This window comes from Ancylobacter polymorphus (assembly GCF_022836935.1).
Classification (GTDB): Bacteria; Pseudomonadota; Alphaproteobacteria; order Rhizobiales; family Xanthobacteraceae; genus Ancylobacter; species Ancylobacter polymorphus_A.
Map to the genome: position 1 here is coordinate 3531239 of NZ_CP083239.1, position 23011 is coordinate 3554249.

General features: G+C 66.9%; 22 protein-coding genes. 13 read left to right on the top strand and 9 right to left on the bottom strand.

All coding sequences use genetic code 11. The features are described 5' to 3' along the window. Positions 1–43 precede the first annotated feature (43 nt). Positions 44–1075: an extracellular solute-binding protein gene (locus tag K9D25_RS16825; RefSeq protein ID WP_244376779.1), complete on the top strand. Its 1032-nt coding sequence runs from the start codon at positions 44–46 to the stop codon at positions 1073–1075. A gap of 120 nt (positions 1076–1195) precedes the next feature. Here K9D25_RS16825 and K9D25_RS16830 read toward each other — a convergent pair whose 3' ends face one another. From K9D25_RS16830 to K9D25_RS16850, 5 genes are read right to left on the bottom strand one after another with little or no spacing between them, the layout of a single operon-like run. Then, a complete protein-coding gene (locus K9D25_RS16830; protein WP_244450899.1) occupies positions 1196–2692 on the bottom strand; it encodes an ABC transporter substrate-binding protein in 1497 nt (498 codons plus the stop codon). A 36-nt stretch (positions 2693–2728) separates the two neighbouring features. Further along, on the bottom strand, positions 2729–4429 hold the full coding sequence (locus K9D25_RS16835; protein WP_244376780.1) for a dipeptide ABC transporter ATP-binding protein: 1701 nt from the start codon (positions 4427–4429) through the stop codon (positions 2729–2731). Continuing rightward, positions 4426–5223: an ABC transporter permease gene (locus tag K9D25_RS16840; RefSeq protein WP_244450900.1), complete on the bottom strand. Its 798-nt coding sequence runs from the start codon at positions 5221–5223 to the stop codon at positions 4426–4428. Before K9D25_RS16840 ends, K9D25_RS16835 begins: the two co-directional genes overlap by 4 nt. A 23-nt stretch (positions 5224–5246) precedes the next feature. Beyond that, entirely contained in the window at positions 5247–6185 is a 939-nt protein-coding gene (locus K9D25_RS16845) for an ABC transporter permease (protein WP_244376781.1), read from the bottom strand. 2 nt (positions 6186–6187) lie between these two features. Next, positions 6188–7075, bottom strand: coding sequence for a proline iminopeptidase-family hydrolase (locus K9D25_RS16850; RefSeq protein WP_244450901.1), 888 nt, complete (start codon positions 7073–7075; stop codon positions 6188–6190). A gap of 116 nt (positions 7076–7191) precedes the next feature. On the opposite strand from K9D25_RS16850, the gene K9D25_RS16855 reads away from it, so the two are divergent. Continuing rightward, positions 7192–7953, top strand: a complete 762-nt coding sequence (locus K9D25_RS16855; protein ID WP_244376782.1) for a helix-turn-helix transcriptional regulator — start codon at positions 7192–7194, stop codon at positions 7951–7953. Positions 7954–8055: 102 nt separating this feature from the next. Beyond that, positions 8056–8967, top strand: a complete 912-nt coding sequence (locus K9D25_RS16860) for a proline iminopeptidase-family hydrolase (RefSeq protein WP_244376783.1) — start codon at positions 8056–8058, stop codon at positions 8965–8967. A gap of 21 nt (positions 8968–8988) precedes the next feature. Here K9D25_RS16860 and phnX read toward each other — a convergent pair whose 3' ends face one another. After that, positions 8989–9807 carry a phosphonoacetaldehyde hydrolase gene (gene phnX / locus K9D25_RS16865; RefSeq protein WP_244376784.1) on the bottom strand — a complete coding sequence of 273 codons (819 nt, stop codon included), beginning with the start codon at positions 9805–9807 and terminating at the stop codon, positions 8989–8991. A 176-nt stretch (positions 9808–9983) separates the two neighbouring features. Here phnX and K9D25_RS16870 point away from each other — a divergent pair, with 176 nt between their 5' ends. The 4 genes from K9D25_RS16870 to K9D25_RS16885 all read left to right on the top strand — a co-directional run bounded on the left by K9D25_RS16870 (position 9984) and on the right by K9D25_RS16885 (position 12859). Continuing rightward, the gene (locus K9D25_RS16870) at positions 9984–10259 is read left to right on the top strand and encodes a metal/formaldehyde-sensitive transcriptional repressor (RefSeq protein ID WP_244376785.1); all 276 of its coding nucleotides are present in this window, start codon (positions 9984–9986) and stop codon (positions 10257–10259) included. 8 nt (positions 10260–10267) lie between these two features. Continuing rightward, the gene (gene dmeF / locus K9D25_RS16875; RefSeq protein WP_244376786.1) at positions 10268–11227 is read left to right on the top strand and encodes a CDF family Co(II)/Ni(II) efflux transporter DmeF; all 960 of its coding nucleotides are present in this window, start codon (positions 10268–10270) and stop codon (positions 11225–11227) included. Between the two features lie 147 nt (positions 11228–11374). Then, the gene (locus K9D25_RS16880) at positions 11375–12403 is read left to right on the top strand and encodes a L,D-transpeptidase family protein (protein WP_244376787.1); all 1029 of its coding nucleotides are present in this window, start codon (positions 11375–11377) and stop codon (positions 12401–12403) included. Between the two features lie 72 nt (positions 12404–12475). Continuing rightward, positions 12476–12859 carry a hypothetical protein gene (locus tag K9D25_RS16885; RefSeq protein WP_244376788.1) on the top strand — a complete coding sequence of 128 codons (384 nt, stop codon included), beginning with the start codon at positions 12476–12478 and terminating at the stop codon, positions 12857–12859. 8 nt (positions 12860–12867) lie between these two features. Here the strand turns inward: K9D25_RS16885 and eutC are convergent, their stop codons facing one another. Together eutC and K9D25_RS16895 are read right to left on the bottom strand one after the other, a co-directional pair. Next, complete coding sequence (gene eutC, locus K9D25_RS16890; RefSeq protein WP_244376789.1) at positions 12868–13686, bottom strand: ethanolamine ammonia-lyase subunit EutC; 819 nt, start codon at positions 13684–13686, stop codon at positions 12868–12870. Beyond that, positions 13683–15071 (bottom strand): ethanolamine ammonia-lyase subunit EutB, encoded by a 1389-nt coding sequence (locus tag K9D25_RS16895; protein WP_244376790.1) that lies wholly within the window; start codon positions 15069–15071, stop codon positions 13683–13685. Before K9D25_RS16895 ends, eutC begins: the two co-directional genes overlap by 4 nt. A 182-nt stretch (positions 15072–15253) precedes the next feature. Here K9D25_RS16895 and K9D25_RS16900 point away from each other — a divergent pair, with 182 nt between their 5' ends. From K9D25_RS16900 to K9D25_RS16910, 3 genes are all read left to right on the top strand, one after another. Beyond that, on the top strand, positions 15254–15997 hold the full coding sequence (locus K9D25_RS16900) for an alpha/beta fold hydrolase (RefSeq protein ID WP_244376791.1): 744 nt from the start codon (positions 15254–15256) through the stop codon (positions 15995–15997). Between the two features lie 123 nt (positions 15998–16120). Then, entirely contained in the window at positions 16121–17176 is a 1056-nt protein-coding gene (speB, locus tag K9D25_RS16905) for an agmatinase (RefSeq protein WP_244376792.1), read from the top strand. Beyond that, positions 17176–17970 carry a carbon-nitrogen hydrolase family protein gene (locus K9D25_RS16910; protein ID WP_244376793.1) on the top strand — a complete coding sequence of 265 codons (795 nt, stop codon included), beginning with the start codon at positions 17176–17178 and terminating at the stop codon, positions 17968–17970. The genes speB and K9D25_RS16910 overlap by 1 nt, the downstream gene beginning before the upstream one ends. A 73-nt stretch (positions 17971–18043) precedes the next feature. Here K9D25_RS16910 and oxlT read toward each other — a convergent pair whose 3' ends face one another. Beyond that, a complete protein-coding gene (oxlT, locus tag K9D25_RS16915) occupies positions 18044–19351 on the bottom strand; it encodes an oxalate/formate MFS antiporter (protein WP_244376794.1) in 1308 nt (435 codons plus the stop codon). A 644-nt stretch (positions 19352–19995) separates the two neighbouring features. Between oxlT and K9D25_RS16920 the strand changes: the two genes are divergently transcribed. The 3 genes from K9D25_RS16920 (at position 19996) to zigA (ending at position 22990) form a co-directional block, all read left to right on the top strand. After that, positions 19996–20139, top strand: coding sequence for a hypothetical protein (locus tag K9D25_RS16920; protein WP_244376795.1), 144 nt, complete (start codon positions 19996–19998; stop codon positions 20137–20139). Between the two features lie 207 nt (positions 20140–20346). Next, the gene (locus K9D25_RS16925) at positions 20347–21696 is read left to right on the top strand and encodes an MFS transporter (protein WP_244376796.1); all 1350 of its coding nucleotides are present in this window, start codon (positions 20347–20349) and stop codon (positions 21694–21696) included. A 79-nt stretch (positions 21697–21775) separates the two neighbouring features. Further along, a complete protein-coding gene (gene zigA / locus K9D25_RS16930; RefSeq protein WP_244376797.1) occupies positions 21776–22990 on the top strand; it encodes a zinc metallochaperone GTPase ZigA in 1215 nt (404 codons plus the stop codon). The last annotated feature ends 21 nt before the right edge of the window (positions 22991–23011 follow it).

Below are 23011 nucleotides of genomic sequence, written 5' to 3' on the forward strand. Positions count from 1 at the left end.
TAATCCGACACGCCAGAAACAACGGACCGGACGGAGTGGAACGATGACACTGAAATCGACGATGGTGGCGGCGCTCGCCCTTCTCGTCAGCGCGGGCGCGGCCTGCGCCGAGGGGCAGCTGAACATCTACAACTGGGGTGACTACACCAGCCCCGAACTGATCAAAAAGTTCGAGGAGACCCACAAGGTCAAGGTGACCGTCACCGACTACGATTCCAACGACACCGCGCTGGCCAAGATCCGCGCCGGCGGCCATGGCTTCGACATCGTTGTTCCCTCGGCCAACTACATGCCGATCTGGATCAAGGAAGGCCTGCTGCTGGAGGCCCGCCCGGACCAGATGCCGAACTTCAAAAATGTCGACGCGCGCTGGGTGAACGTGCCGTGGGATCCCGGCCGGCACTATTCCGTGCCGTGGCAGTGGGGCGTCAGCGGCATCGGCGTGAACAAGAAGGTCTATGGCGGCGACATCAACACCTCGGCGATCTTCCTCGATCCGCCGAAGGAGCTGATCGGCAAGATCAATGTCGAGCCGGAAATGAACGACGTGCTCTACGCCACGATCAAATATCTCGGCGGCAACTGGTGCACCACCGACAAGGCGCTGCTGAAGCAGGTGCGTGACAAGCTGCTGGAAGCCAAGCCGAAATGGCTGGCCATGGACTATTCCGTCACCGAGAAGCTGCCGTCCGGCGACTATGCCGGCGTGTATTACTGGAACGGCGCCATCCTGCGCTCGCGCCTGAAGAACCCGGACATCGCCTTCGGCTACCCGAAGGAAGGCTATCCGATCTTCATGGACAGCGTCGCCGTTCTGAAGGACGCCAAGAACCCGGAAAACGCCAAGGCGTTCATGAACTTCATCATGGAGCCGGAAAACGCGGCGATGATCTCGACCTTCGCCAAGTACTCCAACGGCATCAAGGGTTCGGAAGCCTTCTTCCCCGAGAACATGAAGGGCGCGCCGGAGCTGAACGTGCCGCCGCAGTTCGAGAAGGCCGGCGAGTTCCTTGAGACCTGCGCGCCGGAAGTCTCCCAGCTCTATGCCCGCATCTGGACCGACATCAACAAGTGATCGGTGCCGTCTGGAAAGACGAAGGGAGGGCCGCAGGGCTCTCCCTTTTTTGTGCCCGCCGCACCGGGGCCGATGTGCTCAGCGGCGGTGCGGAGAACACCGCCGCCTCTGTCGCAGGACTCAGTTCTTCACCGTCTCTTCCAGGAAGAAGCGGCCCAGCGGGTTCTGGTGGAAGTTCTCGATATTGCTGCGGGTGACGTTGATATAGGGGCTGTAATAGAGATCGATCCAGTTGACATCGCCCTTGGCGGTCTTCTGCAGCGTGACATACATCGCCTCGCGCTTGACCGGGTCGGTCTCCAGCCGGGCGGCCTCAACCAGCGCCTTCACCTCGTCGTTCTTGTAGCGGGTCATGTAGTTCATGTTGGTGTCGTGCCCGAGCACGAAGGTGGTCTTCTGGTCCGGGTCCAGAATGTCGTTGGTCCAGTACATGACCGAGATGTCGTAATCCCCGTTCACCAGCATGTCCCAGCTCTGGCTGGGGTCCACCTTCTGCAGGTTCACGTTCACGCCCGCCTTGGCCAGCTGCTGCTGCACCAGAACGGCGATCTGCTCGTCCGTCTCCTTGCCGGCATTGACGACGTAGTTCAGCGTCAGGCCCGAGGCGCCGGCGTCCGCCAGCAGCTTCTTGGCCTTTTCCGGGTCATAGGGCCGCTTGAGATTGTCGGCATAGTGGTAGAGCGAGCCCTTGGGCACATAGGAATAGGCGACCTCGCCGAGATTGAAGGTCGCCGCCTCGACGATGGCCTTCTTGTCGATGGCGAGGTCCAGCGCTTCGCGCACCTCCTTCTTCGCCAGCGCGCCATGCTCGTGGTTGATGAGCATGTGGTCCTCGCGGGTGGAGGGATCGCTGATGACCTTGAGCGCGGGATTGGTCTTCAGTTCGGCGACGCGCGAGAATGGCACGGTGATGGCGGCATCCACCTCGCCGGCCTGGATCTTCAGCATGCGGGTGTTGTCGTCGGGAATGACCAGCCATTCCACGCCGTCGAGGCTCACCTTGCCGGCGTCCCAGTAATTGGGGTTCTTCTTCAGGATGATGCGGTCGCCTCGGCGCCACTCCACGACGCTGAAGGCGCCCGAGCCCACCGGCTTTTCGGCGAAAGTGTCGGCGGCGGCGCCTTCCACCAGCTTCTTCGGCAGCACCGAGGCATTGGGCAGCGCCATCATGGAGAGGAACGGCACCGACTTGCCCTTCAGCTTCACCACCAGCGTCTTGGGGTCGGTGGCGGTCGCGGTGTCGATGATCTTGAAGCTGTCGGACCAGAGCGAGCCCTTGTCGTCGCGGATGCGGATCAGCGAGTAGGCGGCGTCCTCTGCGGTGACGGGCGCGCCGTCGGAGAATTTGGCGTCGCGCAGCTTGAAGGTGTAGGTGAGCCCGTCCTCGGAGACGGTCCAGCTCTCGGCAAGGCCGGGCACCAGCTGGGTGCCGCTGGCATCGACGCGCACCAGCACGTCGAACACGTTGGAGAACACCCAGTTATCGACATTCTGCGCCGACTTGATGGGGTCGAAGGTGGTGGAATCCTCGTTGCGGGCGATGCTCAGCACGCCGCCGGCGTGGGCCAGGCTGGTGGAAAGCGAGAGGAGTGCGGCCAAAGCCGCGAGGCGGGACATCCGGAGTGCGGTCTTCACGGTTTTTTCCTCTGGTGGTTAGACGGCAAGGGCGGGCGGCGGCGCGATAAGGCGCCGGTCCGGGTCGATGTCGGGAATGGCGGCGATCAGGGCGGCGGTGTAGGCCTCGCGCGGGCGCTCGAAGACCTCGGCGCAGGGCCCCTCCTCCACGATGCGCCCGTGATGCATCACCACCACCCGCGTGCAGAGATGGCGCACGATGGCGAGATCATGGGCGATGAACACCAGCGTCAGCTCCATGGTCGCCACCAGCCGCTGGAACAGCGCCACGATCTGCGCCTGGATGGTGACATCGAGCGCGGCGACGCATTCATCGGCGACGATCAGCCGGGGATCGACCGCGAGCGCCCGGGCGATGCCGGCGCGCTGGCACTGGCCGCCGGAAAGCTGGCGCGGACGACGCCCGGCCAGCGCGGGATCGAGTTCGACCAGCCGCAGGAGTTCCTCGACACGGGCGGGAATGGCGGCGGGCGCCACCTTGCCCTGCACGCGCAGCACCTCGGACAGCGTCTGCCCGATGGTGAGGCGCGGGTTCAGCGAGTTGAACGGGTCCTGAAACACCATCGCCGTCTGCTGGCGGATGCGCGCCAGCGCCGCGCCCGGCTGCCCGCGCAGGCTCAAGCCGTCAAAGGAGACATGGCCGTCGGAAATCGGGGTCAGCCCGAGCATGGCGCGCGCCAGCGTCGACTTGCCCGAGCCGCTCTCCCCGACGATGCCCACCGTCTCGCCGGGCCGGATCTGCAGCGACACGCCAGCCACCGCGCTGAAGCTGCGCCGCCGGCCGAACAGCCCGCCGGCGACGGGAAAGCGCACCTCCAGATCGTCGATCTCGACCAGTGGGCGCGGCGGCGGGGCGGGCGCACGCACCGGCTCGGCCGAAGCGGCCGGATCGGTCACATCGTCCACCTCATCGGCCTCATCGTCCACCGGCAGTGAGGGGTGGCTGGCGATCAGCGCGCGCGTATAGGGATGCTGGGGATGGGCCAGCAAAGCGCGCTTCTCGCCGACCTCCACCACCTGCCCCTGCCGCATGACCGCCACCCGGTCGCAGGTCTGGGCGACCACGCCGAGATCATGGGTAATGAGGATGATCGAAAGGCCCCGGCTCTGGCGCAACTCCATGAGAAGACGCAGGATTTGCGCCTGGATGGTCACGTCGAGCGCGGTTGTCGGCTCGTCGGCGATGAGGATTTTCGGGTCACAGGCGAGCGCCACGGCGATCATGGCGCGCTGGCGCATGCCGCCGGAAAACTCGTGCGGATAGGCGCCGAACTGGCGTGGCGGATCGGTGAAGCCGACCTGCCCCATCAGCGCAATCGCCTCCGCCTTCGCTGCCGCCCGGTCGAGCCGCCGGTGAAAACGCAGCCCCTCCATGATCTGCTCGCCGACCCGCATGACAGGGTCGAGATGGCTGCTAGGGTTCTGAAAAATCATGCCTATTTCGGCACCGCGCACCTGCTGCATCTGCGGCTCGCTCAGCGCCAGCAGGTCGCGCCCGCCCATCATCGCCGCCCCGCCGGTGACGGAGAGCGCGCGTGAGGGCAGAAGTTGCAGCAGCGTGCGGCAGAGCAGGCTCTTGCCCGAGCCGCTTTCGCCGACGAGCCCGAGAATCTCGCCGGGCGACAAGTCGAGCGAGACATGGTCGAGCAGGGTACGCGGGCCCTCCGCGCCGTTCACGGCGACGGAGAGATCGCGGACGGACAGCAGCGGGGCGCTCATTCGTGAACTCCCATCGCTTCGCCGAGCGCGTCGCCGATCATGGAAAAGCCGAACGCCAGCAAGACGATGGCGAGGCCGGGAAACAGCGTGATCCACCACGCCTGCGACAGGAACGCCTGCCCCTCCGCGACCATGATGCCCCACTCCGCGGTCGGCGGCTGCACGCCGAGCCCGAGATAGGAGATGGCCGCGCCGGAGAGCAGCACCAGCACCGCGTCCGACATGCAGAACACCAGCGACCCCGCCACCGAGTTCGGCAGAAGGTGGCGGAACAGCACCCGCGTTCGCGAAAAGCCGAGGCTCACCGCCGCCACGGCGTAATCGGCGTTCTTCAGCACCAGAATCTGCGCCCGGATGAGGCGCGCATAGGACACCCAGCCGACCAGCGCCATGGCGATGTAGAAGCTGGAAAGCCCCGGCCCGAGAATGGCGATGATGGAGAGCATCAGGACGAGGAAGGGAAAGGCGAGGATGATGTCGATCAGGCGCATCAGAACGGCGTCGACGAACCCGCCGAGATAGCCGGCGATCGCGCCGACCACCGTGCCGATGACGAGCGGGAAGAACACGCCGATCAGCGCCATCTGCAGGTCGACGCGCGCGCCGAAAATGAGCCGCGAGAGGATGTCGCGGCCGAAATTATCGGTGCCGAACGGGTGCGCCCATGAGGGCGGCTGCAGCCGCGCGGCCGCATCCTGGAAGATCGGGTCATAGGGCGCAATCATCGGCGCGGCGAGCGCGGCGAGCACGAAGCCACCGAGCAGCACGAGGCCGGCGACGAGCGTGCGGTTCATCCGCTTGGGGGAAACGGCGGCGCTCACAGCTTCACCCTCGGATCGGCGGCCACCGTGGCGATGTCGGCGAGGAAGTTCACCAGCACCGTGGCGCAGGCGAACACCATGGCGACGCCCTGCACCACCATGTAATCGCGCGAGAAAATGGCGCGCACCAGCAATTGCCCCATGCCGGGCAGCGCGAAAATGCTCTCGATCACCACCGTGCCGCCGATCAGCCAGCCGATGTTGACCGCCAGCAGATTGATGGTCGGCACGATGGAATTTGGCAGCACATGGCGCCAGAACACGATGGATTCGGGCATGCCGCGCGCACGGGCGGCGGTGGCGACATCGGATTTCAGCCAGTCCACCATCGCCGCCCGCAGCGAGCGCAGCAGCACGGTGGACAGCGACAGCGCGATGGTGAGCGAGGGCAGCGCGAGATGGGCCAGCTTCTCGCCCAGCGTGTCGCCATAGCCGGAAACCGGCAGCAGCGGGAATTTGACCGCCAGCAGCATCATCAGCATCAGCCCCAGCCAGAACGGGGGAAAGCCGATGCCAAAGGTGGAGACGAAGCGGATCGCGTGGTCGATCGGCCGGCCCTGGTTGCGCGCGGCCAGCGCGGCGAGCGGCACGGCGATGAGGATGGAGAGCAGCACGCTGCACAGCACCAGCGCGAAGGTCGGCTCGATGCGCGTGCCGATGAGGCGCAGCACGTCGATCTTGTAGACGATCGACATGCCCATCTCGCCATGGGCGAGATTGCGCAGGAAATAGAGATATTGCAGCCAGATCGGCTCATCGAGCCCGTACTGCGCGCGGATATTGGCGATGGCCGTGGGCGTGGCGCGCGCGCCCAGCAGCACGCGGGCGGGATCGCCCGGGATCATCCGCACCAGCACGAAGGTGACGAGGCTGACGCCGAACACCACCGGCACGAATTGCAGCGGGCGCGTCAGGATGAAGGCGTAGCGGCGCATCTCTAGCGCGACACGTTGGCGAGGAAATCGAGCAGCGGCGGGTAGTAGCCGGCTGGGTTCTCGTAGAACGGCATGTGGCTGGCATTGGCGACGACGTTGAGGCGCACATCCGGCAGGGCATGCTTCATCTTCATCGCGCAGGCCGGCGTGAGTTCATCGCGCTCGCCCACCACGATGAAGGTCGGCACGGTGATGCGCGGCAGGTCCGGGATGCGGTTCCAGTCCTTGAGATTGCCGATATAGAGAAATTCGTTCGGCCCCTGCATGGTCATGTAGGGACCCATGTTCCAATCGGACAGCGAGCGCAGCACCGGCGCCGGCCATTCCGGCAGGCGGCAGACATGGCGATAGTTCAGGATAGTGATCGCCGCCTGATATTCCGGGTGATCGAACGTGCCGGCGGCCTCGTGCTTCTGCATCATCGCCACCGTCTCGGGACCGAGCGCGGCGCGCAGCTTTTCCAGTTCGCTGACGAGATGCGGCATGTCCGCCACCGTGTCGGCAAGGATAAGGCTCTTGAGCGCGTCCGGGTAGGTGAGCGCATAGTCGATGGCGAGCCAGCCGCCCCAGCTATGGCCGAGCAGATGCACCTTGCCGAGACCCAGCGCGGTGCGCACCGTCTCCGTCTCCTCGACATAGCGCTCGATCGTCCAGAGTGACGGATCGGTCGGACGGTCGGCCGCGCCGGTGCCGAGCTGGTCGAAGGCGACGACGCGGTAGCCCTGGTCGATCAGGCAGGAATGCGCCTCGCGCAGATAGTCGCAAGGCAGGCCCGGTCCGCCATTCAGCAGCAGAACCGTTTCCTCACCGGCGCCGAAGCTGTAGGCGACCACGCGGTGCTCGCCGATGCTCACTTCCCGCCGCTCCTGCGGCTCGATTTCCCGCCACATCGACCCGGCCATCCCTGCTCAACATTAAGGCATGCTCATTTCCTAGAGAAATCGGGAGTCCAATCCAGCTATCAGAAGTGATAGGGTTGGTGGTGCGGAGCGGAGAGGACGCAGCCATGGGCGCCGAGATTGCGGCGATGGAGGAACGTTTCGGCGCAGCGGCGACGCTCAGCGCGCAGGTCGACCTGCTGTTCGAGGCGATGGCCGGGTTCGGCTTCGACGCGCTGATCTACGACTACACGCCCGCGCGCTACGATCTGCGCGGCGAGCAGATGCTGCCATCGGTGCTGGAACTGCGCAATGTCGACGAGACCATGCGCGACTACTGGTTCGGCCACGGCTATTTCCGGCTCGATCCGGTGCAAAAGGTGGCGCTCGGCACAACCCGGCCATTCATCTGGAACTATGAGCCCCAAGCGCAGACGGTGATCCGCACCTTCATGAACGAAGACAGCGCGCCCGTCGCCGCCTTCCTCGCGGAGCGCGGCATGAGTGCCGGCGTCACCGTGCCGGTGCATCTGCCGGGCGGCGACTACGCGACCGTTACCGGCATACGCTGCGGCGACCACCGTTTCGCCGAGCACGAGGCGCCCGGCTGCCTCGGCGATTTCGGCCTGCTCGCACATATGTTCCAGCACGCGGCGGCAGGCGGGTTGCGCGGCGACCGCCGGCTCGACGGGCTTCCCCGCCTCACCGCCCGCGAACGCGAATGCCTGCGCCATGCCGCCGACGGGCTTTCGGCCAAGGAGATCTCACGCGCGCTCGGCCGTTCCGTGCCCACCGTGGTGATGCATCTCAACGCCGCCATGCGAAAGCTGGAGGCGAAGAACCGCACCCAGGCGGCGGTGCGTGCGGCGCGGCTGCGGCTGCTCGACTGAAGGCCAGGGCGACACCCCGCCTATCACTTCTGATAGCTGCCGCCCCGGAACAGGGCTTTCTATTTTCCTCGGCCATCGAAGGACAGCCGCAGGAGAATCGGCATGAGCGCAGCCGCCAGTGTGGAAGGGTTCATGCCCTTTCGGGGCTATGAGACCTGGTACCGCGTGACGGGCGATCTCGCCGGGCCGCGCCTGCCGCTCGTGGTGGCGCATGGCGGGCCGGGCTGCACCCATGATTATGTCGACGCCTTCAAGGGCATCACCGCGCTCGATGGCCGGGCCGTCATTCACTACGACCAGCTCGGCAATGGCAAATCGACCCATCTGACGGAGAAGGGGCCGGAGTTCTGGACCGTCGACCTGTTCCTGGCGGAACTCGACGCCCTGCTTGCCCATCTCGGCATTGCCGGGCGCTATGCCTTTCTCGGCCAGTCCTGGGGCGGCATGCTCGGCGCCGAGCACGCGGTGCGGCGGCCGGAAGGGCTGAAGGCGCTCATCATCGCCAATTCACCCGCCAACATGCACACCTGGGTCGCCGAGGCAAACCGGCTGCGCCGCGACCTTCCCGCCGAGGTGCAGGCGACGCTGCTGGCCCACGAGGCCGCCGGCACCCTAACCCATCCCGATTACATCAAGGCCTCGATGGCGTTCTATGACCGCCATGTCTGCCGGGTTACGCCCTGGCCGGCGGAGGTCGCGCGCACCTTTGCGGCGATGGACGCGGACAACACGGTCTATCGCCACATGAACGGGCCGACCGAGTTCCACGTCATCGGCACGATGAAGGACTGGACGATCGAGGACCGGCTGCCGCAGATCGCCGCGCCGACACTGCTGATCTCGGGCGCGCATGACGAGGCGACGCCGGAGGTGGTGCGGCCCTATCGCGAGAAGGTGCCGGACATTCGCTGGGTGCTGTTCGCCGATTCCAGCCACATGCCGCATGTGGAAGAGACGGAAGCGTGCCTCGCCACCGTCTCCGACTTCCTCAGGGAGCACGACGAGCGGGGCTGAGGCCCCGCCGCCACGCGGACCTTAGGGCCGCTCGCCCCGCGCCAGACGGCCATTGATGACGGCCAGCACCGCCGGCAGGTCGGCGACGCTGTCGATGACGTAATGCGCCCCCGCCGCGGCCAGCTTGGATACGGCAAGCGCCCGGCGGGCGGCGAACTCGGCGGGCGGCAGCGCCTCGGTGTCGGCGCGCGAGAGACCGAACACATTGCCGGAGACCGCGACGCCCACCGTCCAGGCGCCCGCGTTCAGCCCTTCGGCGATGCCGACCTCGGTGTCGTCGATCTTGACCACGGTGAAAGGCGGGTAGACCTGAAGGTCGGTCAGCACCTTCCACATCAGGAAGGGCGTCGGGCGGCCATCGGGCACGTCGCCGGTGCAGGCCATGGCGTCGGCGACGAAGCCCTGCGCGGCCGCGATGGGCGTGATCTTCGCCATGATCTCGCGCGTGTAGCCGGTGGTGCTGCCGATCTTCAGCCCCTGCGCCCGCACAAACGCCGCCATGTCCGCCGCGCCGGGGATCAGGTCGGCGTAATCGGCCGCCACGGCGATGTTCTTCGGCACGAACACCTCATAGACCGCGTCGATATCCGCTTCGCCCGGCGCGTGGCCATGCACGCGCTGCCATTCGGCGGCGATGCGCGGCATGGCGAGCAGCGCCGCCACATGCGGTCGCTTGGCCATGCCCATCGGCACCCGCGCCTCGTCGATGCTGATCGCGACATTGAAGGCGGCGAAGGCGTCGACGAACGCGCCCATCGGGGCCAGCGAGCCGAAATCGACGACGGTGCCGGCCCAGTCAAAAACGACGGCCTTCAGGTGAGACAGTGACATGGCGTTCATCCGGTTGAAGGCTCCGATGCCGACGGCCCGGACCCTAGGTGCGCGGCTACGCTATCCCGCCCTTTCGTGTCACGCGCAAGACCACGCCGCCGTCAAACCGAGACGGGCGGCGTGGTGGGTTTGAGGCGCAAGCGCGTAGTTGCCCGCCCGGCATATATAGGGTACCCCCCTAACCTATGTCGCATCTCATGACGCCCAATCCGGCTCTTCTCGCCCGTGTCCAGCGCATTGCCGGGCAGGTGGCGGCGATCGAGCGCAGCCTGGCCGGGGGCGCCGATTGCGCCGATCTCCTGCACCTCGTCGCCGCCACGCGTGGCGCCATCGGCGGCCTGATGGAGAAGATCGTCGAAGAGCATCTCCACGCCCATGTCGCCGACCCCGACCTCACCCCCGCCGCCCGGGCCGAGGGCGCGCGCGAGCTGATGGACGCCATCCGCCGCTACAGCAAATAGGTTCCGCCATGGCCCCGCTGCCGGATCCGCAGGCCTTCGCCCACCCGCACGAATTTCTCAGCGCCCGCCATGACGAGAGCTCGCGGCGCACGCGGCTCGTCGTGCTGCTGACGGCGGTGATGATGGTCGGAGAGATCGCCGCCGGGTTTTATACCGGCTCCATGGCCCTGCTGGCCGACGGGTTTCACATGGCGACCCATGCCGGTGCGCTCGGCATCGCCGCCCTCGCCTATGGTTATGCCCGACGGCATGCGGCGGATGCCCGTTACAGTTTCGGCACCGGCAAGGTCGGCGATCTCGCCGGCTTCGCTTCGGCGGCGATCCTCGCCATCGTCGCCGCCGCTATGGCTGTTGAATCGCTGCTGCGGCTGTACCAGCCGGTGGAGGTGGCATTCGGCGAGGCTGCGCTGGTGGCGGTGCTGGGGCTGATCGTCAATCTGGTCAGCGCTTTCCTGCTCGGCGGCGGCCACGCGCACGCGCACGAACATTCGCATGGCCATACGCATGATCATGATCATGGACACCCGCATCACCACGCCGTCGGCGGTGGCGACAATAATCTGCGCGGTGCCTATCTGCATGTGCTGGCCGACGCGCTGACCTCGGTGCTCGCCATTTTCGCGCTCATCGCCGGCGGCAGCCTGGGCTGGGTGTGGCTCGACCCGGCCATGGGCGTGTTCGGCGGCCTCGTCATTGCCCGTTGGGCGTGGAGCCTGATGCGCGACACCGCCGCCGTGCTGCTCGACACCACCGATGCGGAGGTGGCGGGCGAGGTGACACAGGCCGTCGAGGGTCCCGGCGATGTCCGCATCGCCGATCTGCATGTCTGGCGCATCGGCCCGGAGGCGCATGCCGCCATCATCAGCGTCGTCGCGCCGTTGGGCGTCACCTGCGAGGCCATCCGCGCCCGACTGGCGCCGGTGCATGAGCTCAAGCACGTGACCGTCGAGTGCCGGCACGCCGCCTGAAAAGGCGCGGTCACAGCTTCGCGAAGGGTGGCCGGGCTAACCTTCTGGAAACCATACGGGCGTTAATCGGCAACGATCGGCGCGCTGGAGCATTCTCTTCGCCCTCCTGCCGTCGATCTGCCTTGATGCGACGCTAGCCGAGCTGCCATGAACCTGTTGCGCACCTTTTTCCTGCTCGGCTTCGCCCTGCTCCTCGCCGGCTGCGCGAGCATGGACGGCGATGATCGCGGCTCGATCCCCATTCCGCAGAAGCTGATGCAGGAGATGGCCGCCAAGGGCATGACGCCCGACGACCCGATCATGGTGCGCATCTACAAGCAGGAGAGCGAGCTGGAGGTGTGGAAGCGCACCCGTTCCGGCCGCTATGCCCTGCTCAAGACCTATCCGCTTTGCCGCTGGTCGGGCAAGCTCGGGCCGAAGACCCGCGAGGGCGACCGGCAGGCGCCGGAGGGCTTCTACACCGTCACGCGCGGCCAGCTGAATCCGCGCTCGCAATATTACCTCTCCTTCAATCTCGGCTATCCCAACGCCCTCGAACAGGCGCTCGGCTACAGCGGCAGCGCGCTGATGGTGCATGGCGCCTGCACCTCCGCCGGCTGCTACGCCATGACCAATGACGGCGTCGGCGAGGTCTATGCGCTGGCGCGCGACGCGCTCGCCGCCGGCCAGCCCGGGTTCCAGGTGCAGTCCCTGCCCTTCCGCATGACGCCCGCCAATCTGGCCGAGCACCGCGCCAACCCGAACATGGCCTATTGGCGCAATCTGAAGGAAGGCACCGACCTGTTCGCCGTCACCCGTGTGCCGCCCAATGTCTCGGCCTGCGGCGGACGCTACCGCTTCACGCCGGGCACTGAGCCGGCGCCGGCACCGACCGACCCGCTCGCGCCCTGCCCGGCCATAGCGCCTGACGCCGCCCTGGTCGCGGCGGCGAGTAAGCAGGCGCAGGATGAGCAGGCCATCGCCGCCCTCGCCGCAAGCCGCCCACCGGCTAATGCCTCCTATGTCGATGGCGGCATGCACCCGAGCTTCCGTGACATTCTGCGCCGCTCCGGCCCGCAGAAGCTGGCGGCGATGACCTCGGGCGGCAAGATCCCGGTGAGCGAGCCGACCGCCGCCCTCGCCGATCCCTATAAGGGCGCCGAGCAGGGCTATGAGGAAGGCGACAGCGCCAATTAGCTGCGCCTTGCCATCTTCCCACGGCCGGCGCTTTGCGGCAGATAGGCCCCTCACGCTGAGGCAAGAGGCGAGATGGCCACCCGAATGACCCCGAGCGAGATGCTGGCCACGGCCCGCCATCTCAAGCGCCTGCCCTTCACGGAAGCCGATCTCGCCATGATCCGCTCCGGCACGCCGGCGGTGGCGCCGAAGCTGTCGGCGAAGTACGAGCCCTCCGAGGGATTCTACTACCTTGCCGCGCCCTCGCTCCATATGGAGTTTGTCGTGGTCAAGGAGGTGCGGCTGCGCCTGCCCTTCCTCACCCTGCCGCGCTACGTGATCCTCATGGGGTTCGAGCATGGCGAGGTCTGGGAAATCGGGCCGACGGTAAAGCGCCTGCGTGCCGTGCCTTACATCTTCCAGCGCATGGCGGCGACCGATAGCTGGCTCGACAGCGAATATGGCCGCAAGAAGTAGCGGCCGTTTCAGCCGATCCGCACCGGCGGCGGGCGGCCGCCGATCAGCAGCAGGTCGCTCTCGTCCTTGAGCGTCACCCCGGTGACGCGGCGCGCCAGCGCCTCCTTCAGCAGCCAGGCGAGCTTGAAGGCGGCGTGCTCGTGCGACAGCCCTTCGCCGCGTACATTGGAAATGCAGTTGCGCTCGGCATCGGAGCGGCCGGCGCGCGGGGCGAAGGTGAGGTAGAGCCCGAGACTGTCCGGCGAGGACAGGCCCGGCCGCTCGCCGATCAGCACCACGCAGGCACTCGCCTTCAGCCGTTCCCCCACCTCGTCCCCCAGAGCCACACGCGCCTGCGACGCGATAGAGACCGGCCCGACGCTCCAGCCGGCCTCGGCGATCCGCGCCTTGAAAGCCGAGAGGAACGGCACCGCCTGCGCGTGGATCGCGGTGGATGAGAGCCCGTCCGCCACCACGAGCGCCAGATCGACCGACGCCCCCGCCCGCGCCTCCAGCAGCGCCCGGCTTTCGTCGGAGAGCCGGCGCCCGAGATCGGGGCGGCACAGATAGGCGTCGCGCGCCGGGGCGGCGGAGGTCACTTCCAGAGTCTCGAAACCCAGTGCCGCGACTTCTGCCGCCATGCGGGCGGAATCGAAGGGCAGATGCACCGCATCGCGCGCCTGCGCATGAGCGAGGGCGAAGCGCAGCACCTCACGCGTCGGCAAGCCGGTGCCGGCGCGCCCCAGCGCAATTCGGGCCGGCGTGATTCCGGCGAGCCGGCGCCAGCTGTCCTCGATCACCGCCGCGTCGATCGGCTCGGCGGCTGTGTCTTCCCGCACCTCGCTCATGCCGCCAGCTCCGGCGCGGCCGCGAGCAGCGGATGGCTGCCGCGCTGCGTCTTCAGCCGCCCGCCGGGGTCGGTGATCCCCATGCGCTGCAGCCACGCCTCGAATTCCGGCGCCCGCTTCAGCCCGAGCACCTCGCGAAGATAAAGCTGATCGTGGAACGAGGTGGACTGGTAGTTCAGCATCACGTCGTCCGAGCCGGGAATGCCCATGATATAGGTCACGCCCGCCGCGCCGAGCAGCGTCATCAGCGTGTCCATGTCGTCCTGGTCGGCCTCGGCATGGTTGGTGTAGCAGACGTCGCAGCCGAGCGGCACGCCCATCAGCTTGCCGCAGAAATGGTCCTCCAGCCCGGCGCGGATGATCTGCTTGCCGTCATAGAGATATTCCGGCCCGATGAAGCCGACCACCGTGTTCACCAGCAGCGGCTTGAACGGCCGGCACACCGCATAAGCGCGCGCTTCCAGCGTCTGCTGGTCGACACCGTAATGGGCGTTGGCCGACAGCGCCGACCCCTGGCCGGTCTCGAAATACATCACATTGTCGCCGAGCGCGCCGCGCTTGAGCGAGAGCGCCGCCTCGCGGCCCTCCTTCAGCGTGGCGAGGTCGATGCCGAAGGAGGCATTCGCCTTCTGCGTGCCCGCCACTGACTGGAAGACGAGATCGACCGGCACGCCGCGATTGATCACCTCGGTGGAGGTCGTGACATGGGTCAGCACGCAGGCCTGCGTCGGGATGTCGAAGCGCTGGATGATGCCGTCGATCAGCTTCAGCAGTTCGCTCAGCACCGGCACGCTGTCGGAAGCCGGGTTGATGCCGATCACCGCATCGCCGCAGCCATAGAGCAGCCCGTCGAGGATGGAGGCGGTGACGCCGGCGGGATCGTCGGTGGGATGGTTGGGCTGGAGCCGCACCGCCATGGTGCCGGGCAGGCCGATCGTGTTGCGGAAGCGCGTCACCACCCGGCACTTCTTGGCGACCGCGATCAGGTCCTGGTTGCGCATCAGCTTGGAGACGGCCGCCGCCATTTCGGGCGTAATCGCCGGGGCAAGGGCGGCGAGCGCCTCGCTGGTGGCGCCGGTTGAGAGCAGGAAGTCGCGAAAATCGCCCACCGTCATGTGCGAGATCGGGCGGAAGGCGGCAGCGTCATGCGTGTCGATGATGAGGCGTGTAACCTCGTCTTCCTCATAAGGCACCAGCGCCTCGTTGAGGAAGGTGGTCAGCGGCACGTCGGCGAGGCACATGCGGGCGGCGACGTTTTCTTCCGCCGTCGCGGCGGCGATGCCGGCCAGCATGTCGCCGGAGCGTAGCGGCGTCGCTTTCGCCATCAGGTCCTTCAGATCGGCGAAGGCGTAAACATGCGATCCGGCGACGGTGCGGTAGGCCATGGGCAGGTCCCTTCGGCGCCCGGTGCTCAACATGGCGCCATGGGCAAAATGTATCCTGCCGCCGCCTGCCGGCAAAGCGCAACTTCGGTCGTCCCCTCTCGACGCCGCACGACTGGCATACCACGCTGGACGTCGCCCGCGCCGGCCGTTACCACGCGCCGGAAATCCTCGGAGGAAACGCCATGGCCACCTTCATTCTCATTCACGGCTCCTGGCATTGGGGCGGCTGCTTCCAGAAAGTGGCGAACCTGCTCGGCGCCGCCGGCCATGCGGTGATCGCGCCGGACCTCGCCAGCCACGGTTTCGACCCCACGCCCACCGCCGCCGTCACCGACATTTCCATCTACGCCGCCCCGGTGCGCGCGGCGCTGGAGGAGATCGAGGGCAAGGCGATCCTCGTCGGCCATTCCGTCGGCGGGGCCACCTGCACCTGGCTGGGTGAGGAAATGCCGGAGCGTATCGAGGCGCTGGTCTATCTCACCGGCTTCATGGCGCCCAACGGCAAGACAGCGCGCGACTTCGTCATGACGCCGGCCTATCTCAAGGACCCGGCCATCGTCGAGACGCAGGGCATGCTCCGCCTCGGCAAGGAGGGGCTCGGCCTCGATCTCTCCCGCCGCGACCTCATCGCCCGTTCGCTCTATTCCGACTGCAGCGCGCATGACATCGACCGCGCCCTGCCCAATCTCGTGCGCCTCACCCCGCACGCGCCCTTCGCCGCCATCTCGGCCATCACCCCGCACCGCTTCGGCCGCCTGCGCCGGCACTACATCGAATGCTTGCAGGACCGCGGCCTGCCGCTGGCCGTGCAGCGGGAAATGCAGGCGGCGGTGCCGGGCGCCCATGTCCACGCGCTCGACACCGGCCATTCGCCATTCTTCAGCGCGCCGGAGGCCGTGGCGGAGCTGTTATTGAACATCCGCTGAGCCCGCCGGGCCACACCCGGCCCGCATCCGGCGGGGAAAGGTCCACGCCCCCTTCCCCGCCGGCCTCGGCACCCGCTAGCCTGAGCGGACTTCCAGAAGCCCGAAGGCTCACAAGAGGCTCGAATGTCCGATCAGGAAAAGCTCGCCGCGCTGCGCGCAAAATATGCCGGCGTCGGCGGTGGCGTCGTCTATGACGAAACCTTCAAGCGCGTCGCCGAACTGCAGTTCAAGGACGGCGAAAAGCGCGTCTGGCCGTGGGCCGGCGCGGCGACGCTGCTCGACGCCCCCTATCGCCCCGATGTGCAGGAGCTGGCCGATTTCGGCGGTCTCGACATGGCGCTCATCGGCGTGCCGATGGATCTCGGCGTCACCAACCGCGCCGGCGCCCGCCTCGGCCCGCGCGCCGTGCGCGCCATCGAGCGCGTCGGGCCCTATGAGCATGTGCTCGGCATGGTCCCCGCCGCCGAGGCCAAGGTGGCGGATATTGGCGACGTGCCGTTCCGCTCGCGCTTCAGCCTCGATTCCTGCCATGAGGACATCGAGGCCTTCTATAAGAAGATCGTGGCCGCGGGCGTCATCCCGCTCTCCTGCGGCGGCGATCATTCCATCACCGGCTCCATCCTCAAGGCGGTGGGCGAAAAGCGGCCGGTGGGCATGCTGCACATCGACGCCCATTGTGACACCTCCGGCACCTATGAGGGCGCGAAGTTCCACCATGGCGGCCCCTTCCGCAACGCGGTGCTGGACGGCGTACTCGACCCGGCGCGCACCATCCAGATCGGCATTCGGGGCGGCGCGGAATTCCTGTGGGAGTTCTCCTATGAGAGCGGCATGACCGTGATCCATGCCGAGGAGGTCACCGGCCTCGGCGTGCCTGCCATCGTGGCGAAGGCCAAGGAAGTGCTGGGCGACGGGCCGGTCTATGTCTCCTTCGATGTCGACAGCCTCGACCCCGCCTTCGCCCCCGGCACCGGCACGCCGGAAATCGGGGGTCTCACCTCGCGCGAGGTGCTGGAACTGCTGCGCGGGCTGAACGGGCTCGACGTGATCGGCGGCGATGTGGTGGAAGTGGCCCCGCAATATGACGCCACCTCCAACACCGCTCATGCGGCGGCGCAGGTGCTGTTCGAGATCTTCTGCCTGGCGGTGACGGCACACAAGGCGCGGAAGGGCTCCTGATGCGCCTCGCTCTCTGGCAGACGGCGGGCGATCCCGGCAACGAGCCCGCCGCCAATCTCGACCGGCTGGACGCGGCGGCGGCAAAGGCGGCGGAAGGCGGTGCCGATCTGCTGCTGGCGCCGGAAATGTTCCTCACCGGCTACAATATCGGCCGCGAGGCGGCTTTGGCGAAGGCGGAGCCGGCGGAGGGCCCCAGCGCCCGCCGCGCCGCCGACATCGCCCGCGCGCACGGGATTGGCCTCTGCTACGGCTATCCCGAGCGCGGCGATGGCGGGGCGATCTATAATTCCTGCCTGCTACTGGCCAAGGACGGCACGCGCCTGCTCAATTTCCGCAAGACGCATCTGTTCGGCGATCTCGACCGGGCGATGTTCGCGCCCGGCGAGGGCACGGCGGAACTGGCCCGCTTCGAGGGCTACGGCGTCGGCATGCTCATCTGCTACGACGTGGAGTTCCCCGAGGCGGTGCGGGCGCTGGCGCTGGCGGGCGCCGACCTCGTTCTGGTGCCGACCGCCAACATGAAGCCCTATGACGCGGTCTCGCTCTATGTCGTGCCGGCCCGCGCCTTCGAGAACGAGCTGTACGTCGCCTACGCCAATCGCTGCGGCGTCGAGGGCGAACTCGACTATATGGGCCTGAGCTGCGTCGGCGATCCCATGGGCGGAAATCTGGTGCTGGCGGGCGATGGCGAGGAACTCATCTTCGCCGATCTCGATCCGGCCCGACTGCGAGAGGCCCGCCGTCTCAGCACGCATCTCGGCGACCGGCGGCCGGAGGTCTACGGGCGTCTCTAGTCACTCCTCAAAACGACGGCTCCCGGAGCGGCCTTTCGGCCGTCCGGGAGCCCCCTATTGCGTAGAGCTGCGCTCAGTGCGCCGGCTGCTCGCGGCCGACCGTGGCCGGCGCCGCTTCCGCCTCCACCGCGCTGCGGGCGATCAGCCGCGCGCGCAGCGGCTTCAGCACGAACAGGGCGAGCAGAGCGGCGACGGCGTTGAGCCCGACCGCGATGGCAAACACCGCGTACCAGCCATAGATCGAGGCGACGACGCTGGCGAGCGGCACCAGCAGCGCCGCCGTGCCCTTGGCGGTGTAGAGCATGCCGGCATTGGTGGCGGCGAACTTCGAACCGAACGTGTCGCCGCAGGTCGCCGGGAACAGCGAGTAGATCTCGCCAAACACGCCGAAGAAGCAGGCGGTGGCCAGCACGAACACAAGCGGGTTCGAGCCGTGAAACACCATCACCAGCAGCATCACCGCCGCGGTGCCGAAGGCGATGAACATCGTGTTCTCACGGCCGATGCGGTCGGAGACATAGCCGAAGACCGGGCGGCCGAAGCCGTCGAAGATGCGGTCGAGCGAAATGGCGAGCGTCAGCGCGGCAGCGGAGAGGCCGAAGATGCTGACCGGCGTATCGGCGACGCCGAGATCATGCGCGATCGGGCCGATCTGCGCCGCCGCCATCAGGCCACCGGACGCGACCATGACGAACATGAGATAGAGCAGCCAGAACACCGGCTTGCCGAGCGTCTGCGACGGCGGATAGTCGACCTTGCTCTGCGGGATGCGCAGCGCCTTCTTCGGCGCGGCGATCTTGAACGACGGCGGGTAGAGGAACTGGGCCGCGATCAGCACGATCAGCCCCTGGCCGAGGCCAAACCAGAAGAACGCGGTCTGGTAGCCATGCGCAGCGATGGTGTTGGCGATCGGCACCACGGTCAGCGCCGCGCCGGCGCCGAAGCCGGCGGCGGTGGCACCGGCGGCAAGACCGCGCCGGTAGGGGAACCACTTCAGCGCATTGCCGACGCAGGTGCCATAGACCGAGCCCGCACCGATGCCGCCGCACACGGCACCGACATAGAGCATGGTGAGCGAGCCGGCATAGGAATTGATGACCCAGGCCAGCGCGATCATGACCGCGCCGAAGCTCAGCACCACGCGCGGGCCGTAGCGGTCGACGAACCAGGCCTCGACCGGCACCAGCCAGGTCTCGGTGAGAACGAACAGCGTGAACGCGGTCTGGATCGCCGCGCGGCCCCATCCATGCGCCTGGTCGATCGGGTCGACGAACAGGGTCCAGCCATATTGAAGATTGGCGATCATCGCCATGCAGAGAATGCCGCAGCCGAGCTGGAACCAGGGTTCCCAGGGGCGGACCGCCGTCGTCTTGGTGTCCATTGACGTCTCCTCAACCTGATGAATGCCGCGCAGCTCTTCGCGGCTGCTTCAAATCCGCCGGACCTGTCGAAGCGCGGCAATCGTCGCTTTCCCAAGGGAAAGGATCGACGCGCCGTTCCAAGAAAAATGACCGGAACGAGACTATCGAGCGCCGTCCCGTGACCCAGCGTAAACAACCAATGCCCATGCCGGACGGTGTCACAAGATTGATACGATAGATATCATCAATATTTACGGATTCAACATGAAATATACCAACGTATAATGACGTAACGCCAATTGCTTTAGTCTTGCCGTTTGCGTCAACTATGACCTTTAGCGAAAAAGACGAGCCAAGATGTTGGCTCTCTTTGTCACGGCAGCAGATGTTGAGACGGAGCGCGGCAAGGACGTGACGAGCGCCCTGCCCTAGCGTCTCGACGCACCACGCGGCTCTCTGTTCGGTCGAAGCTCTTTAGACGGCGGGGGACATGCAGCTCGCGAGCCGGCGATCCGCTACGGACGCCGCAGAGGAAGCGGGCCGCGCGCGCCGTGACCGGGCAACCCGCGCGTTCATCTCACGGAACCGGGAGGCCGGTCGCCGCGTTCTGTTACCGCTCGTCGGTCGGCTCATCGCCGGCCGGCGCAGGCCCACGGGGAAAACCATGAACCGAACTGTCCTGACCGTCGCCGTCGTCGTGCTTGCCTGCGTGGCCGGCTTCTTCGCCTACCGCGCTTATGAGCGCGACCAGAATTCGCTGCAGATCGAAGTCGGTCCGCAGGGCGTGAAGGTCGACCCGCCGGGCTGAACGCGCTCCTCCGCCTGCGGGGCGCCTGGTATGTCTGCCGGCGCCCCGGCTGTTTTCCCGGCCCGACGCTCTGGACCATTTCGGCTTTGGCCGCGTTTTCTTCACGCAAACCGGTATCCACTTCGCTCGAAAACGCTCTAAAAGCGCCTCCGATATCCCCCAGCCGCGCTGCCTCTTGCGCTTCACGCTGCCGTTCGGAGTGCCGTCATGTCGTCCACCCTTGCCGCCGGGTCCGCCGGCGCGGTCGCCAATCCCCGCTCGCGCGTCATTCTCGCGAGCCTGATCGGCACCACCATCGAATTCTATGATTTCTACGTCTACGCCACGGCGGCGGTGCTGGTGTTTCCGCACCTGTTCTTCCCGCCCGGCAATGAGACCACGGCTCTGCTTGCGTCGTTCGCCATCTTCGGTGCTGCCATGGTGGCGCGGCCGCTGGGGGCGATCTTCTTCGGTCATCTCGGCGACAAGCGCGGGCGCAAGGTGACGCTGGTCGGCGCCCTGCTCACCATGGGCATCGCCACCTTTCTCATCGGCCTGCTGCCCACCTTCCACCAGGTCGGCTGGTTCGCCCCGGCGCTGCTGGTGGTGATGCGCCTCGCCCAGGGCTTCGCCATAGGCGGCGAATGGAGCGGCGCGGCGCTGGTGGCGACGGAGAACGCCCCGCCCGGCAAGCGCGCGGTCTATGGCACCTTCCCGCAGCTCGGCGCGCCGCTGGGGTTCATCCTGGCCAACGGCCTGTTCCTCATCATCGCCGCGCTGTTGCCTTCGGAAGACCCGACGCGCCCGTCCGATGCCTTCCTCGAATGGGGCTGGCGTATCCCCTTCCTGTTCTCCATCGTCATGGTGGCGGTCGGCCTGTGGGTGCGCCTGCACCTCGTGGAAAGCACGGCGTTCAAGAAGACGGTGTCGGACGGCAAGGTGCACAAGCTGCCGCTCGCCTCGGTGTTCCGCACGCATTTCCGCCAGCTGGTGCTCGGCACCTTCTACATGCTGGCAACCTATGTGCTGTTCTACCTGATGACCACCTTTTCGCTGAGCTATGGCCGCGCGGGCACCGGCGCCGCCCTGCCCGGCCTTGGCTATGACTACACCACCTTCGTGCTGATGATGATCATCGGCGTGGTGTTCTTCGGCGTCTTCACCATGGTCTCCGGCCCGTGGGCCGACCGCTGGGGCCGCCGCCGCACGCTGATCGGGGTGACGCTGGCGATCATGGCGTTCGGCCTTCTCTGGGTACCGATGCTCGCCGGCGGCACCTTCGGGGTCATGGCCTGGCTCATCCTCGGCTTCAGCCTGATGGGCATGACCTTCGGCCCGATGGGCGCGCTGCTGCCGGAACTGTTCCCGGCCAATGTGCGCTACACCGGCTCGGGCATCGCCTACAACGTCTCCTCCATCCTCGGCGCGGCGGTGGCGCCCTTCATCGCCGTGGCGCTGTGGGCGTGGGGCGGTGGCAGCCCGTTCTGGGTCGGCGTCTATCTCACCGCCATGGCGAGCCTCACTTTGCTTGCGCTGCTGCTCGGCAAGGAGACGCGCGACGTGGACATCGAGGCCTGACCGCCCGACCCGGAGGCTTGCATCGGCGCGCTCCACATGCAAATGATACATTGTATCACTTTGCATGTGGAGCTTCGCCATGCCCGACACACGTCTTCCGGTCACGGTCCTTTCCGGCTTTCTCGGTGCCGGCAAGACCACCCTGCTCAACCATGTGCTGGCGAACCGCGAAGGGCTGCGCGTCGCGGTGATCGTCAACGACATGTCGGAGGTGAACATCGACGCCGAGCTGGTGCGGGCGGGCGACGCCAATCTTTCGCGCACGCAGGAAAAGCTGGTCGAAATGACCAATGGCTGCATCTGCTGCACCCTGCGCGACGATCTCCTCGCCGAGGTGAAGCGCCTCGCCGATGAAGGCCGCTTCGACTACCTGCTCATCGAATCCACCGGCATCGCCGAGCCGCTCCCGGTCGCCGCCACCTTCGAGTTCCGTGATGAGGACGGCTTCTCGCTCTCGGATGTCGCCCGGCTCGACACCATGGTGACGGTGGTGGACGCGGCCAATCTCCTGCGGGATTTCGGCTCGCGCGATTTCCTGCGGGATCGCGGCGAGGTTGCCGGCGAGGAGGACAGCCGCACCCTGGTCGATCTGCTCACCGACCAGATCGAGTTCGCCGACGTGATCGTGCTCAACAAGGTGTCCGATGTCGCGCCGGCGCGTCGGCGCGAGGTGCGCGCGGTGGTGAAGGCGCTGAACCCGGACGCGCTGATCATCGAGACCGATCAGGCGCATGTGCCGCTCAAGCACATTCTCGGCACCGGCCGCTTCGATTTCGAGCGCGCCCATGAGCACCCCACCTGGTTCAAGGAGCTGAACGGCTTTCGCGACCATGTGCCGGAAACCGAGGAATACGGCATTTCCAGCTTCGTCTACCGCGCCCGCCGGCCGTTCCACCCCGAGAAGTTCAACGCCTTCCTCGCCCGCACCTGGCCGGGGCTGGTGCGCGCCAAGGGGCTGTTCTGGCTGGCGACGCGACCGCGCCGGGTCGGCGAGATGTCGCTCGCCGGCGCCATCTGCCGCACCGGCTCGATCGGTCAGTGGTGGGCGGCGATTCCGACCGAGCACTGGCCGACTCAGGCGGATTGGCGCTCCTGGCTGCGCCAGCACTGGACGCCGGGTTATGGCGACCGAAGGCAGGAACTGGTGTTCATCGGCGTCAATCTCGACGAGCCGGCCATCCGCGCGGCGCTCGACGACTGCCTGGTCGGCCCGCTGCGGCCGACGCTGTTCGATCCCGAGCCGCTGAAGCATCTGCCCGACCCGTTCCCCGCCTGGGAGCGCATGTCGGCCTGAGCCACCCGCAGCGCCCGCTTT